The 13,101-nt window shown below is 66.9% G+C and carries 13 protein-coding genes; 4 read left to right on the top strand and 9 right to left on the bottom strand.

What is annotated here, in order from left to right:
- Nucleotides 1-52: 52 nt before the first annotated feature.
- From ACO07Z_RS09310 to ACO07Z_RS09350, 9 genes are all read right to left on the bottom strand, one after another.
- The gene (locus ACO07Z_RS09310; protein ID WP_421698465.1) at nt 53-961 is read right to left on the bottom strand and encodes a CDP-diacylglycerol diphosphatase; all 909 of its coding nucleotides are present in this window, start codon (nt 959-961) and stop codon (nt 53-55) included.
- A gap of 1 nt (nt 962) precedes the next feature.
- The gene (locus ACO07Z_RS09315) at nt 963-1,850 is read right to left on the bottom strand and encodes a hypothetical protein (RefSeq protein WP_421698466.1); all 888 of its coding nucleotides are present in this window, start codon (nt 1,848-1,850) and stop codon (nt 963-965) included.
- 2 nt (nt 1,851-1,852) lie between these two features.
- Nucleotides 1,853-2,665 (bottom strand): DUF4239 domain-containing protein, encoded by an 813-nt coding sequence (locus ACO07Z_RS09320; protein ID WP_421698467.1) that lies wholly within the window; start codon nt 2,663-2,665, stop codon nt 1,853-1,855.
- Nucleotides 2,666-2,694: 29 nt separating this feature from the next.
- On the bottom strand, nt 2,695-4,077 hold the full coding sequence (locus ACO07Z_RS09325) for a hypothetical protein (RefSeq protein WP_421698468.1): 1,383 nt from the start codon (nt 4,075-4,077) through the stop codon (nt 2,695-2,697).
- Between the two features lie 365 nt (nt 4,078-4,442).
- Nucleotides 4,443-4,952 (bottom strand): ferritin-like domain-containing protein, encoded by a 510-nt coding sequence (locus ACO07Z_RS09330; protein WP_421698469.1) that lies wholly within the window; start codon nt 4,950-4,952, stop codon nt 4,443-4,445.
- 231 nt (nt 4,953-5,183) lie between these two features.
- On the bottom strand, nt 5,184-5,405 hold the full coding sequence (locus ACO07Z_RS09335; protein ID WP_421698470.1) for a general stress protein: 222 nt from the start codon (nt 5,403-5,405) through the stop codon (nt 5,184-5,186).
- A 125-nt stretch (nt 5,406-5,530) separates the two neighbouring features.
- Nucleotides 5,531-6,409: an efflux RND transporter periplasmic adaptor subunit gene (locus ACO07Z_RS09340; protein ID WP_421698471.1), complete on the bottom strand. Its 879-nt coding sequence runs from the start codon at nt 6,407-6,409 to the stop codon at nt 5,531-5,533.
- Complete coding sequence (locus ACO07Z_RS09345; protein WP_421698472.1) at nt 6,406-6,639, bottom strand: DUF1656 domain-containing protein; 234 nt, start codon at nt 6,637-6,639, stop codon at nt 6,406-6,408. Before ACO07Z_RS09345 ends, ACO07Z_RS09340 begins: the two co-directional genes overlap by 4 nt.
- Nucleotides 6,636-8,732, bottom strand: a complete 2,097-nt coding sequence (locus tag ACO07Z_RS09350) for an FUSC family protein (protein WP_421698473.1) — start codon at nt 8,730-8,732, stop codon at nt 6,636-6,638. Before ACO07Z_RS09350 ends, ACO07Z_RS09345 begins: the two co-directional genes overlap by 4 nt.
- A 273-nt stretch (nt 8,733-9,005) precedes the next feature.
- Here ACO07Z_RS09350 and ACO07Z_RS09355 point away from each other — a divergent pair, with 273 nt between their 5' ends.
- The 4 genes from ACO07Z_RS09355 to cyoD are packed head-to-tail and all read left to right on the top strand — an operon-like array spanning nt 9,006 to nt 13,025.
- Nucleotides 9,006-9,917 carry a ubiquinol oxidase subunit II gene (locus ACO07Z_RS09355; protein ID WP_421698474.1) on the top strand — a complete coding sequence of 304 codons (912 nt, stop codon included), beginning with the start codon at nt 9,006-9,008 and terminating at the stop codon, nt 9,915-9,917.
- Nucleotides 9,914-12,043 (top strand): cbb3-type cytochrome c oxidase subunit I, encoded by a 2,130-nt coding sequence (locus ACO07Z_RS09360; protein WP_421698475.1) that lies wholly within the window; start codon nt 9,914-9,916, stop codon nt 12,041-12,043. The genes ACO07Z_RS09355 and ACO07Z_RS09360 overlap by 4 nt, the downstream gene beginning before the upstream one ends.
- The gene (locus ACO07Z_RS09365) at nt 12,040-12,672 is read left to right on the top strand and encodes a cytochrome c oxidase subunit 3 (protein WP_421698476.1); all 633 of its coding nucleotides are present in this window, start codon (nt 12,040-12,042) and stop codon (nt 12,670-12,672) included. Before ACO07Z_RS09360 ends, ACO07Z_RS09365 begins: the two co-directional genes overlap by 4 nt.
- Nucleotides 12,669-13,025, top strand: a complete 357-nt coding sequence (gene cyoD / locus ACO07Z_RS09370) for a cytochrome o ubiquinol oxidase subunit IV (protein ID WP_421698477.1) — start codon at nt 12,669-12,671, stop codon at nt 13,023-13,025. The genes ACO07Z_RS09365 and cyoD overlap by 4 nt, the downstream gene beginning before the upstream one ends.
- The last annotated feature ends 76 nt before the right edge of the window (nt 13,026-13,101 follow it).

Raw genomic sequence — 13,101 nt, forward strand, 5'->3', positions numbered from 1 at the left:
AACGCAGGCCCCCTCGCCGCCGACAGAGGCGCGGGTCACGACGGCCCCGCGCTCAGCGCAGGCGGCACGCCATGGGGCCGATGAAATTCAGCTCGGCCCGCTCGAACCCTTCGGCGGCGAGGATCCACAGCCCCCGCCCATCATCCGTCACCACCGCCATCACGCCATACAGCGGAAGGTCCGCCGCGCCCCCAGGCAGTATAGCGCGCACGACGGCGGGGATACCGAGGCGGGCAAAGGGATCGTCCCCCTCTGGGACCACGATGAACCGGGCATGGAAATCGAGGCCATTGATGCGGACCCGGGTCGCATTGCGCGGCAGGCCGGCCAGCGCCGCACTATAAACCGGCGTCAGCGTGCCGATGTGGATGTGAAACTGGTGCTGGCCGCGCACCGTGGGGGGCTGAATGGCGAAGGCGAGATCATTCCTCGCAAAGGGCGGTTCAACCATGGTCTGGGAGGCGACATAGGCGTCCTGCAGGTAGTTCCGCCCGGCATAGCCGGCCACGTCCTCAATGCCGATCACCGGCGCGACGGCCCACAGCACGAAGCGGCAATTCTCGCCCAGGGCGCGTGGGTGCCCCACAGGGTCGCGATAGCGGGTGTCGTATTGCAGGAAGAACGTGTCTCCGCCATGGCTGCGGCGCACGAACTCCCCTTCCGCGTCCGTGCAGCGCCCGCTGGCGCAGGCCTCGGAGGTGAGAAAGCGGAACACGGCACAGGTCTTGGCCGAGATGTTCGCCGGGTCGCTGCACGGCGCGCAGGGCTTCGGGGCCTTGTCGTCCCTGTTGGCCTGCGGCGGCGAGGTCCACTGCACCTGGCCCGCCGTCGCGGACGGATTGGGCGGGCAGGCCTGAACCTTTGGCTCCGCCACAGCGCTCGTCCCGGCGGCGAGCGCGAGGGCGAGCCCGAGCAGGAGACGCAGGTAGCGCCGGCGCTCACCCCTGCCGCCGACGCGCATGTCAGTCCTCGTTCAGAGAATAGACCAGCGCGGGGGATTGGCGCAGGAAGCCCTTGAAGCGGTAGGGAACATCCTCCGCCTCGGTGGCGACCGGCATGTCCGGGCTGATGAGATGCAGCTGGTCGCCGAACACGCCGCTGATATCGACATGGCAGTGCTGGGCGATCTCGACAGAACTCGGGCCGTCGTCCACCTCGAAATCGAAGATGTCGCGGTCCGTGACCTGCGTCATCGTCACATCGACGAACAGGCTGCGCGCCACCTCCAGCCGGCTGCTGCTGAGATTGATGCCGTCCTCGGCCGGCGCCACCACGCGAAGCCGCTCCAGCCGGATCTGCGAATTGGTGAGATCGAGCCCGTCATCGCCGGAATGGAAGCTGCGGACCTCCGCCACCCGCCATTCCTGCGGCCCCACCCCCATGAGCGAAAAGCCGTCGCGGTCGTCCAGCATCGGGTCGTCGCTCGGCGCAACGGGGTCGCCATGGCCGAGATAATAGGCCGCGATCAAGGCGGCCTCGAAGGAGGACGCCGCGTGCGGCCGGGCGACCGCGACCTCCAGCCCGTCCTTCTCCGCGCTGCGGTAGCCGCCGAAGAACCAGACGCCGCCATTGTCGGCGGTCTTCACCGGACGCAAGCGCGCATTGCAGGCGCGGATGGAGAGCCTTTGGGCGTCGAGCGCCGAGCCCTGCTCGAAGATCAGCGCCGCATGGCCGATCGGGCTCGCCGGCACGAGGCCGTTGAGGATGAGGATCGTCACCCCGTCCTCGACCATCAGTTTTGCGCCGTCCCGCACCCGCACATCCGTCGTCACGACATAGGTGACGCCCGCCACCAGACGCTGCGTGCCGGTAATGGCCTCGGGAAGGTGTTCCAGCGTCTTCGCTGCCATGATCAGGGTTTCCCCAGCAGAACGGGATCCTGCCGTTCCAGCCCGTGATAGACATCCTGCAGATTTTCGGCCGAGGTCGCGGTATCGCCGAGATAGGGCAGGTCGATGATGGCGATGGCTCCCAGCATCAGCGTCAGCATGACGAGTTGCACCACCAGCGTGATCGCCCGGACCGGCGTCGCCTCGATCAACCGCAGGCCGCAGATGATGATGACGCCGAGAATGCTGAGCAGGCTGACCGTATAGAAGATGTCGGGCAAGGCGCTGGTGACGCTCAATATGCGATCGTTGCGGATCTGCGCCATGCGGTCCGCCGCCTCCAATGTCTTGGAGAAGATGACGACGCTCTTCGGCGATTGTGGCTCGATGCGGTCGATCTGCCGGAACAGGTCGGACAGCGCCTTCGAGGTCGCGGGGCTGCCATGGCCATCCCGCAGCACGGTCCATTCGTCGGTGACGATGGATTTCGTATAGGCCAGCAGCGCCGCGCGCGCCTCCAGTGCCGGCGGGCTGCCATCAAGGATGAGCAGCCCGTTCAGGCTCTTGATGGCCTGCGCCTCCTGCGAGACCTTGTCGTCGAGACCGGACGCCGTGGTCATGACCAGCGCGAGAACAAAGCCGAGCACCACATAGGCGCCCGACATGGTGTTCTGGGTCGCGGTATCGACAATGTCGCTGTCATAGTCGAGCCAGCCCCATTTCGCGTTGATAGAGCGCACGCCAAGGGCGACAAGCAGCAAGGCGAGACAGGAAAGCGCCGGCATCAGCACCAGCAGCTGCGTGTCCGTCATGTATTGAAGAACGGAAAGATACATGGATCAGCGCCCCCGCCTGGTCGTCGCGTTCAGGATTTCTGCAAGAGATTGATCTTTTTCTGCGCGTCCTGAAGCATGCTGCTGATATTGCGCCGGAGCGTGAAATAGTGGCGCATCTGGTCGTCCTGCACCCAGGTCTCGGTCGTCTTGGTGTCGAGCAGGGTGAGGCGTTCCACCACCGAGCCCACCTCGCCCACGGTCCGCGCCGCCACAAGCTCGTCTTCGAGGTAGCGGAGCTCCCAGAAATGCAGCCACAGCAGTTTCTGCGAGGCAAAGCCCCGATAGCCGATGATCTTGTTGAAGAGCGGCAGGCCGAGCAGCAGCAAGGCGAGCAGCACGATCCAGACATTCTCCAGAAGCGCCGCAAGCCAGAGCGGGAGATAGCTGAAGATGCCCGGCACACCGCTCGTATAGAAGCGGTTGGCGATCGGGCTCAGCGGAAAGGACCGGTCACGATACTGCGGAAGATTATCGGCGACGGGGAAGAAATTGTCCGACTTCAGGGCGATCTCGCGCGTCGCGAGGAGAAAGGCCCACTGCACCGCGGGATGGGTGTCCTTCTCCACCAGCAGATTCACCGAGGAGGCGAGCAGGGCGATATCGCTCTCCGGCCGCACATCGCCAATGTCGATGGCGCCGCGCGGCACCGTCACCTTGCGCAGGAAAGGCAGGCGCCGGACATAGGCATCCACCAGCGGGAAGTTCATCAGCTTGACGGTGGGATCGCTGAGCAATTGCTGGATCACCGGCGAGGCGAAGCCATCGACGATGAACAGCGCGTCGATGGTGCCGGCGCGCAGCTGCGCGACCGCCTCCTGGTTCGGCAGCTTGAGGAAGTTCGGCCGGTCCCCCGTGCCGGGATTGTTGAGGTCCATCAGGGTGGCGAACAGCCGTTCGCTCACCGTGCCCGGCGCGCCGACGGCGATCGGCCTGTCCCGGTAGTACTCGAAGGGATCGTCGACCTTCACCGTGTCGCCGCGATAGAACAGCCAGGCCGGCGCGATCGCGACATTGCCGAGCGAGACGAGGTCGGGATAGTCCGCCGCCGACCCCGCCCCGGACACGACGAAGCTGGCATTGATGTCCGAGCCGGGGTCGTGAATGTCCTTTTCGACCGCGTCGAGACCGGGTCGGCTGCGGATGTCGAGGGTCAGCCCGTGGCGCTCGAAATAGGATTGGTAGGCGTCGCCGAGATCGCGGCTCAGCGTGCCGCGCTGGCCGATGGCCAGAACCGTGGCGCTTCGAGGAAAGGGCTCGATATAGGCCAGCACCGCCAGCGCAAGCACCGCGACGACAAGCCCGATGGGAAGGTAGAATTTCGCGATCTTCCACCAGGCGATGAGCTCCCGGCGAAGATCATATCTCAGATACTGCCTGACGAACGTAACGAAATCCCGGGAACTTCTGCCCATCGCCCCTGCCCGACCACGGATACACCTGGAAACCACGGACGAGCCAGGGGAACGTCGTCGACGCAGGCCCGGCCCGGAGGCGCGGGCCGACGACGTCGATGGCGCGGGTGACGCCGCATCCCAGTCCCAAGCCCACCGAGCTGAAGCGCCCACAATCGCTTCATTGGTACGGTAACACTCCACCGGAAGCGCGACAAGCGACGCACGGTTGTTCAACGCGTGGCCGCCGCGGCGCGGAAGCGCGCGAGCGGGCCCATGCGGCCGGCGCGAAAACGAAAACGCCCGGCCTCCGCTCAGGGGCCGGGCACGTCAGTTTCGGGCCGCACCATGCGTCGCGCCGCCCATCTGCGGCGCGGGCGCAAGTGTCAGTGCTTGGCGGTCACATCGGGAATTTCTTCCCGCGCGAGATATTTGGTGGTGATGTCCCCGAGATTGTCGCCTACCCACCGCGCCATGGCTTCTTCCTCCGCCAGAATGCGCTGGCACACCGCGCTGGTCTCCCGGTCGCCGCAGGCTTCCGCCGCGCTGATCAGCACCTTGTAGGCGGCGATTTCCATATGCTCGAATGTGTAGCTCGCCATCGAACCCTTGACGATCTCGTCGCCGACGAACATCCCGCTCAGGCCCTGGCCGAAGGCGGTGAACTTGGCGGCAAGGTCCTTGAGCGTGGAGGTGTCGCCGCCCCGGCGGACGATACAGGCTTCGATCTGCGCGGCCTGGGCGCGGGTCTCCTCAAGATGCCGCTCAAGCCCGCGCTTCACCTCGGGATAGTGCTCGATGCGCGAGGCCATGGACGACAGCATCGTCTCGGCCTGCTGTTCCATCGCACGCGCATCGCGCAGCCATTCCATAAGCCGTTCGTCGGCGGTCGCCATATCGCGTGTCTCCTGTCGCTGATATCGCTGATTGCTTTGCCGGCGGCGCCCTGAGCGGCCGGCCTATGAGGGCAACGGGTGAGAGGGACCGAGATTCCCCTGCGTCAGGCCCATTCCCGATACGCCGAGGCGCCCCAAAGGCCGCATCGTCCCCTCCTTCGCGCCAATGCCCGCCCTGGACATGCCGGGGCGGGCATTGCTGAGATCAGGCGCGATGGTCACAGCGCGGGATCAGCGCTGACCGCCCTTGCGACCTGCCTCGCTCGCCTTCTCTCGGTCGTTGGCGAAGTTGCCGGGGTTGCCGGAGGCACCGCCGGACTGCCGCTGATCGCCGCCGGACTGGCTGTGCTGCCCGGAATGCGAATGCTCGCCACCCTTGCGGCCGGCTTCGCTCGCCTTCTCGCGGTCATTGGCGAAGTTGCCGGAATTGCCGCTGTGCTGCTGGTTTGCCATGGGGAAATCTCCTTCATGGATTTCGCCCCCCGCTGAACCAACAGAAGCCCCGCGCCCTTGTTCCAAGGTAAAATCCGCCCCGCCCTCTGCGCAGGACGGGCGCCGGTCGGCGCCGTCAGCTCGGGCTAGGGCGTGGGCAACGCCGGCTTTATCACCACGGTCGCCGACATGCCGGCGGCGAGGCGCACATCGGGCGGCAGCGTTTCCAGCTTGATCCGCACCGGAAGGCGCTGGGCAAGGCGGATCCAGCTGAACTGCGGATCGACTCGCGCCAATAGGCCGGCCGCGTCGTCGGGATTGGCGATGGCGCGCGCCATGCCTTCCACCACGCCGTCGAGCACCACATTTCCCGCCATCAGTTCCACCTTGGCCGGGGCGCCGACCCGGATCTGCGGAACCTTGGTCTCCATGAAGTAGCCATAGACATAGAAGGAGCTGGAATCGACGATCGCCAGCACCCCCTGCCCCGCCGTGGCGAAGTCGCCAGCGACGGCGGTGAGATTGGTGACATAGCCGCTGACCGCCGCATGCACGCGGCTGCGGCGCATATTGATCTCGGCGATGGTGAGTTCAGCCTGCGCCACCCGCAGCGCCGCCGCCGCTTCGGCGGCGCGGGTCTGCATGCTCTCGCCGGCCTCGATGGAAAAGCCGGGGCTGTCCTCGCGCTGCAGGGTCTGGAAGCGGCGGGCGTTTTCCTGCGCCAGCGCCGCCGCCTCCGCCTTCATCGCCACATCGGCGCGGGCGAGATTCAGCGCGGCCTGGAACCGCTCCGGGTCGATCTCGAACAGAAGGTCGCCCTTCTCTACCGTCTGGTTGTCGCGCACATGCAGGGTGCTGATGAGGCCCGACACATCGGGCGCCACGCGCAGCACATCGGCCAGCACCCGCGCGTCGCGGGTCCAGGGCGAGAGCAGGTAGTAGGTCCAGAACTGCCACCCGGCAAAAGCGGCGACGGCGACGGTGGCCACCGTCACCGCGACACGGATCACGCTGCGCCCGCTCATGCCGGCCCTCCTGTCAGAAGCGGCAGCCCGAGGGTGAGGGCTACCAGGACGATCACATAAAGTGCGGCATCGAACAGCGGACGATGCCAGACGAAGCCGTAGAGCCCGCATGCCTGCGCCAGCCGGCTGAGGGCGAAGAAAGGCAGCAGGGCCACGAGCGCCCAGAGCAGCACCGGCGGCAGGTAGAAGCCGAAGAGATCGAGCGTGTGAAACAGCGGATTCCACGTCATGCGCGTTGCTCGCCAAAGACAAAGGCGCGGAAAGCGTGGTCGCGGCTCAACCGGTCCTCCAGAAAGCGCAGGCTGGCCGCCGCCTCCACCCGCAGCGGCGACGCCGGGCCTTCCGGCCGCGTCTCCGCCGCCAGCGCGGAGCTAATCCGCCCCAAAGCTTCTTCAGCCGACTGGAGCGACGCACCGGAAGCGCTAGCGAAACTCGCAAGCCCGTCGCGCAGTGTCCCGCGCAGCGGCTCAGGCAGGGATGGATAGTCGGCGATCCGCCTCAACCGGCCGAATTCCCGCGCGCTGGCGGCACAGGCCAGCAGGCCCCGCGCCAGCGTGTCATGGGCGGGACGCGCCAGCGACATCTGCGGCAGCAGCGCGCCGAGTGATTGCAACATCTCGCGCGACGCCGGCGTGGCGGGCCGCGCACCGCGCGCCACCTCGGGCAGCAGCACATGCCGCGTGCGCGCCACCACGCGGTGGCGGGCGCCCTCCGCCGTCACCGGCACGAGGCGCGCCACCATGAGGCAGACGAACATGCCGAAGGCGAGGGCGAAGCAGAAATTGGCGAAGGCCAGCGGATCGGGGGTGAAGACGTTCCCCGTCGCGGCGGCGGCGACATAGAAGATGGTGAACGTGCCCGCCGCGCGGGCATAGCGCGGGGTGCCGATGAGGAGCCCCGCCGGCACCAGCACCACGAGCAGGAACAGCGCCAGCGCCTCGAAGCCTTCGAGCCAGGGATAGATGAGGCCCATCGTGGCATAGGCGGCGAGGCACGCCGCCGCCACCGCCCGCAAATAGGGCCAGCCGAGCTTTGCCGGATCATCATTGTTCACGCATTGATAGTTCATCAGCGCGAGCCCGGTGATGCCCGCAAGGCCCTGGTCCCATTGCGTGGCGTACCAGAGGGCGCAGAACACCAGCAGCCCCAGCGCGGCCCGCGCGCCCTGCAGCAGGGCGGAGGCGTGAGCGGCGTGACGCGCCTCCCCTCGCGGCGCGGTGCGGGCGGGGTGCGGCCGGAACACCGCGCGCTCGGCCACGAACAGCAGCCCGAGGCCGCGCAGCATCTCCGCCGCCTGCCGGCAGACCAGCACGGCCTCCGCCCGCGCCTCGAAGGGCAGATCGTGCTCCGCCTGCGCGAACCGGCGCCCGAGCGCGGAGAGGTCGCGGCGCAGCCGGGACAGTTCGGCGCACCCCGCGCGGCTCTCCGGCAGGGAAGGCGCCACCGCGCCGCGCTCCAGCACCGCCGCCGCCCGCTCCAGCGCCGCCCGCACCGGGGCCAGTTCCGGCCTGTCGCCCAGGCCGCCCTCGGCGAGCCGCAGATGCAGCATGCGCGCCTGCGCCAGCACGTCGAGAAAACGCACCGTCACCGCGTCCATGCGGGCCGGGTCGGCGCGCATCTCCGCCGCCTCGAAGCGGCTATAGGAGCGGAGCGCGTCGAATTTCACCAGAATCGGCAGCAGGGCATTGCGGTCGTCGATCACCCGCGCGCCCGGGCTCGCCCCACGCAGGGCCAGGGCGCAATGGGCGGCAAGGGCGCGGCGCGATTTCGCCATCAGCCCGCGCAGCTGCGTGCCGGCATGGTCCGGCATCACCAGCGCGCCGGCGAGCGTGGCGCAGCCAATGCCGATGCTGATCTCGCTCACCCGGTCCAGCGCCACCAGCCAGGCGGCATTAGGCGCGGCCGCGCCCTGAAAGATCACAAGCAGCCCGGTGAAGCCCGCCAGCATGAAGCCATAGGCGGTGAAATTGCGCGCCCGCGCGGCGCCGTAATAGCACAGGAAGGTCCAGCCCATCGCGCTGCCGACGAGGAGCAGCGGGTCCTGCGAGAACAGCTTGACGGCCGCGAGGCCATACAGCGCGGCGAGGATCGTGCCGAGAAAGCGGAACGCGCCTTTGGCCAGCGCCGCCCCGGTGGAGGACTGGGTGAGCAGATAGACCGTCAGGATCGCCCATTGTGGCTCCTGAAGCTCAAGCCAGTAAGCAAGCGCGAGCGCGACGATGGCCGCGACAGCAAGGCGCGAAGAAAACAGAAGAGTGCGCCAGTTCGGATTCAGTAGAAATCCGGGTCTATTGTCACGCGGCAAAGAGAGACTAAGTCGCACCTAGAACCTGCCTTCACCGTGACGCTACGTCGCGCGATTATAGCCATCCTGCCCTGAATGAACAGCCTTCCTCTCCCTCGCCAGAGGGAGCGAGCTACCCCTCGGCCACGCTGCCGCCATGCCGCGGTCACGCGTTTTCCGCAATCTGCACAGCGCGGGACGGTGAATTCCGTCGCCTTTCGTGCTTTCCTGCAAGCGGGGAACGGGTCGATGTCTTCACATGAGAGGCGCGCGACTAGTCGCAAGGGGGCAGTGTTGAGGTTGAGGGGATTGATGGCCGGCGTACCGGCCGTGGCCATGCCATGCGCGGCCTCCGCCGCGGGCTTTCTCGAACCCGCCGGGCCGGTGGCGGCGGCGCAGCTCTCGCATTTCGGCACGATCAGCGCGCTGATGCTCATCGTCATCGTGCCGATGTTCATCGCCCTGCCGCTCGTTTTGCTGCGCTACCGGCGCGGCGGCAAGGGCACATACCGCCCAGACTGGGAGTTCAACTGGGGGCTGGAACTGCTCATCTGGGGCATTCCGGTGGCGCTGGTGGCCGCGCTCGGCACGGCGCTGTGGAATCACACGCTGAAGAACGACCCCTACCGCCCGCTGGGGCCCGAGCCGCTGGTGGTGGAGGTGGTCGCGCTCGACTGGAAATTCCTGTTCCTCTATCCCGAACAGGGCGTGGCGACGCTCGATTTGCTGGTGCTGCCGCAAGGCCGGCCGGTGACGCTGAAGCTGACCAGCGGCACGGTGATGCAGTCCTTCATCGTGCCCCGCCTCGCCGGCCAGATCTACGCCATGGCCGGCATGCAGACCCAGCTCAACCTCATCGCCGACGCGACCGGCGACTTCACCGGGCGCAATACCCAGTACAACGGCCTCGGCTTCGCCACCCAGTCCTTCACCACCCGCGTGGTGAGTGCCGACGATTTCGCCGCCTGGGTGACGGATGCGAAGGCGCAGCCGGCCGGTCTCGATGCCGCCGCCTATGCCAAGCTGCTGCCGCCTTCCGTGGTGAACGAACCCGTCATTTATGGCCGGTACACGCCGGGCCTGTTCGACCAGATCATCGCCAGCTTCGCGCCCGGCATGGCCACAGGCCATCAGGGCCATGCGCCGCAGGCCGGGGCGCCCGCCGCCGCCGCGCCGGCCGCCGCCCATCAGCATAACGCCCACACGCCGGAGGTCGCGCAATGAACTGGGAGCTGATCTTCGGCCAGATCAAATGGACCTCCTTCGTCTTCGCCGGGATGATCGAGAACCCCTCGCTCAGCGAGGCCATCGCCTCGGGCGCCGGGTCCATTGCCGTGCTCGGCGCGCTCGGCACGGTAGTCCTGCTCACGGTGAAGGGCTGGTGGGTGCCGCTGTGGCGCGACTGGCTCACCAGCGTCGACCATAAGAAGGTCGGCATCATGTACATCGTCCTCGCGCTTGTCATGTTCGCCCGCGCGGTGATCGAGGCGGCGCTGATGCGCGCCCAGCAGCTCGCCGCCACCGATGGCGGCGGCTTCCTCTCGGCGGATCATTTCGGCCAGCTGTTCAGCACCCATGGCACGATCATGATCTTCTTCGTCGCCATGCCGTTCATCACCGGTCTGATGAACTATGTCATGCCGCTGCAGATCGGCGCGCGCGACGTGTCCTTCCCGCTGCTCAACGCCATCTCGCTGATGCTGACCATGGCGGGCGCGATCCTGATCATGGTGTCACTGGTGGTGGGCCAGTTCTCCACCGGCGGCTGGAGCGCCTACCCGCCCTTCACCGGCATCGACTTCAGCCCCGGCGAGGGGGTGGATTACTGGATCTGGGCAGTGTCGCTCGGCTCCATCGGCTCGACGCTCACGGGCCTCAACTTCGCCGTCACCATCTACAAGAAGCGCTGCCCCGGCATGTCGCTGTTCCGCATGCCGCTGTTCACCTGGACGACGCTGTGCACGTCGATCCTGATGATCTTCGCCATGGCGCCGCTGACCGCCGCCACCGTCATGCTCGCCCTCGACCGCTACGCCGGCTTCCATTTCTTCACCAATGGCGACGGCGGCAACATGATGAACTACGCCAATCTGTTCTGGCTGTTCGGCCACCCGGAGGTCTACATCCTCATCCTGCCGGCCTTCGGCGTGTGGTCGGAAGTGGTCGCCACCTATTCCAGCAAACGCATCTATGGCTATACCTCGCTGGTCTACGCCACCATGTGCATCGCCGTGCTCTCCTTCGCCGTGTGGCTGCACCACTTCTTCACCATGGGCCAGAGCGCCAATGTGAACGCCATTTTCGGCATTGCCACGATGATCATCGGCGTGCCGACGGGTGTGAAGGTCTATGACTGGCTGCTCACCATGGTGGGCGGGCGCATCCGCCTCACCACGGCGATGCTGTTCCACATCAACTTCCTTCTCACCTTCATCCTCGGCGGCATGACCGGGGTGCTGCTGGCCAATCCCGGCATCGACTTCCAGGTCCACAACACGCTGTTCCTGGTGGCGCATTTCCACAACATGATCATTCCCGGCGTGCTGTTCGGCATGTTCGCGGCGGTGCAGTTCTGGTTCCCCAAGGCGTTCGGCTTCCGGCTGCATGAAGGGCTGGGCCGCGCCTCATTCTGGTGCTTCGCCCCCGGCTTCCTGCTGGCCTTCTTCCCGCTCTACTGGCTCGGGATGATGGGCGCGACGCGGCGCACCTTCACCTGGTCGAACCCCGACTACCTGCCCTGGTTCGCCCTCGCCATGCTTGGCGCGGCGCTGATCCTCGCCGGCTTCGCCTTTATGGTGGCGCAGATCGTGGTGTCGGTGCGGCGGCGGGCGGAACTCGCTGCCCCCTTGGGCGACCCCTGGGACGGACGGGCGCTGGAATGGTCGATCCCCTCCCCGCCCCCGGCCTGGAACTTCGCCGTGCTGCCTCAAGTGACCGCGCGCGACGCCTTCTATGAAGCCAAGAAGGACGGTACTGCCTATCGCTCGCCGGCGGCCTATGAGGATATCGAAGTGCCGCGCAACACCGCGACCGCGCCGCTCATCGGCCTGTTCGCCTGCGCCTGGGCTTTCGGGCTCGTCTGGCACATCTGGTGGCTGGTGATCGTCTCCTTCGTGCTCCTCTGGGCGGTGGTGATCGCCCGCTCCTTCGCCACGCACACGGAAGAGATCGTGCCGGCGGCGACGGTGAAGGCGGCGAACGAGGCCTTCCTCGCCGCCGTGCGCGCCACGCCGGGCGTGACCCGCGATCAGGAAATGACGGCGGCGAACCGGGGCCGTGCCATCCCGGAAAGCCTGGAAGCCAGCGCCGGCGCCTTCGCCTCCGGTGCGACCGTGGAGGTGACGCGATGAGCCTTTCCGAACGCCTCCATCCCGGCATCAATCTCGCCGGCACCGATCCCGAAAGCCACGAAGCCGCCGAAGAGGTGCTTTTCGGCTTCTGGATCTTCCTGATGAGCGATCTGGTGCTGTTCGCAGTGCTGTTCGCCACCTATGCCGCGATGAGCGTGCAGGGCATCGCCGAAGTCCCCCGGCCGGCCGAGGTGTTCGACCTCACCGCCGCCTTCCTGGAGACGCTGCTGCTGCTGTTCTCCAGCTTCGCCTTCGGCTTTGCCATGCTGGAGATGAAGTACCGCGAAAACCGGCGCGGCGTGCTCGGCTGGCTGCTCGTCACCGGCCTGCTCGGCGCCGGCTTCGTCGGCATGGAACTGCACGACTACTATGTGATGATCACCGCCCACGGCGCCGCGCCGCAGACCAGCGGCTTCCTCTCGGCCTATTACCTGCTCACCGGCACCCATGCGCTGCATGTGTCGTCCGGTCTGGTGTGGATGGCGGTCATGGCGGTGCAGGTGGTGGTGTTCGGCCTCAACTCGCCGGTGAAGCTGCGGCTGATGCGGCTCGCCCTGTTCTGGCACATGCTGGACGTGGTCTGGATCGGCATCTTCACCTTCGTCTACCTCTACGGGGTGGTGTCATGAGCAACCGCGTTCCCGCCAATTCGCCCACCGGCCTGCCCGCCAGCGAAATCGAGGATGAGGGCCATGAGCGCCGCTCCTATGTGATCGGCCTCGTTCTCGCGCTGGTGCTGACCACCGGCGCCTTCGCGGTGGTGTGGTTCGATCTGTTCAGCGGCGCCGCCGCCCTCGCCGCTTTGGGGCTGCTCGCCGTGGTGCAGGCGGTGGTGCATCTGCGCTATTTCCTGCACATCGACCTTCAGCGCTCGCACCGCGACGACCTGTTGCTGATCCTGTTCACCGTGCTGATCCTGCTCATCATGGTGTCCGGCACGATCTGGATTCTCTACGACCAGCACATGCGCATGATGCCCTGACGGCGCGCCGGCCGGCGGAAGCGGCTGGCGAACGCCGCGCGAGGAACGCTTGCGCCGCGTGAAGCGTTGCGCCCCG

Origin of the sequence: Ancylobacter sp., assembly GCF_965229075.1 — a bacterium.
Taxonomy (GTDB): Bacteria; Pseudomonadota; Alphaproteobacteria; order Rhizobiales; family Xanthobacteraceae; genus Ancylobacter.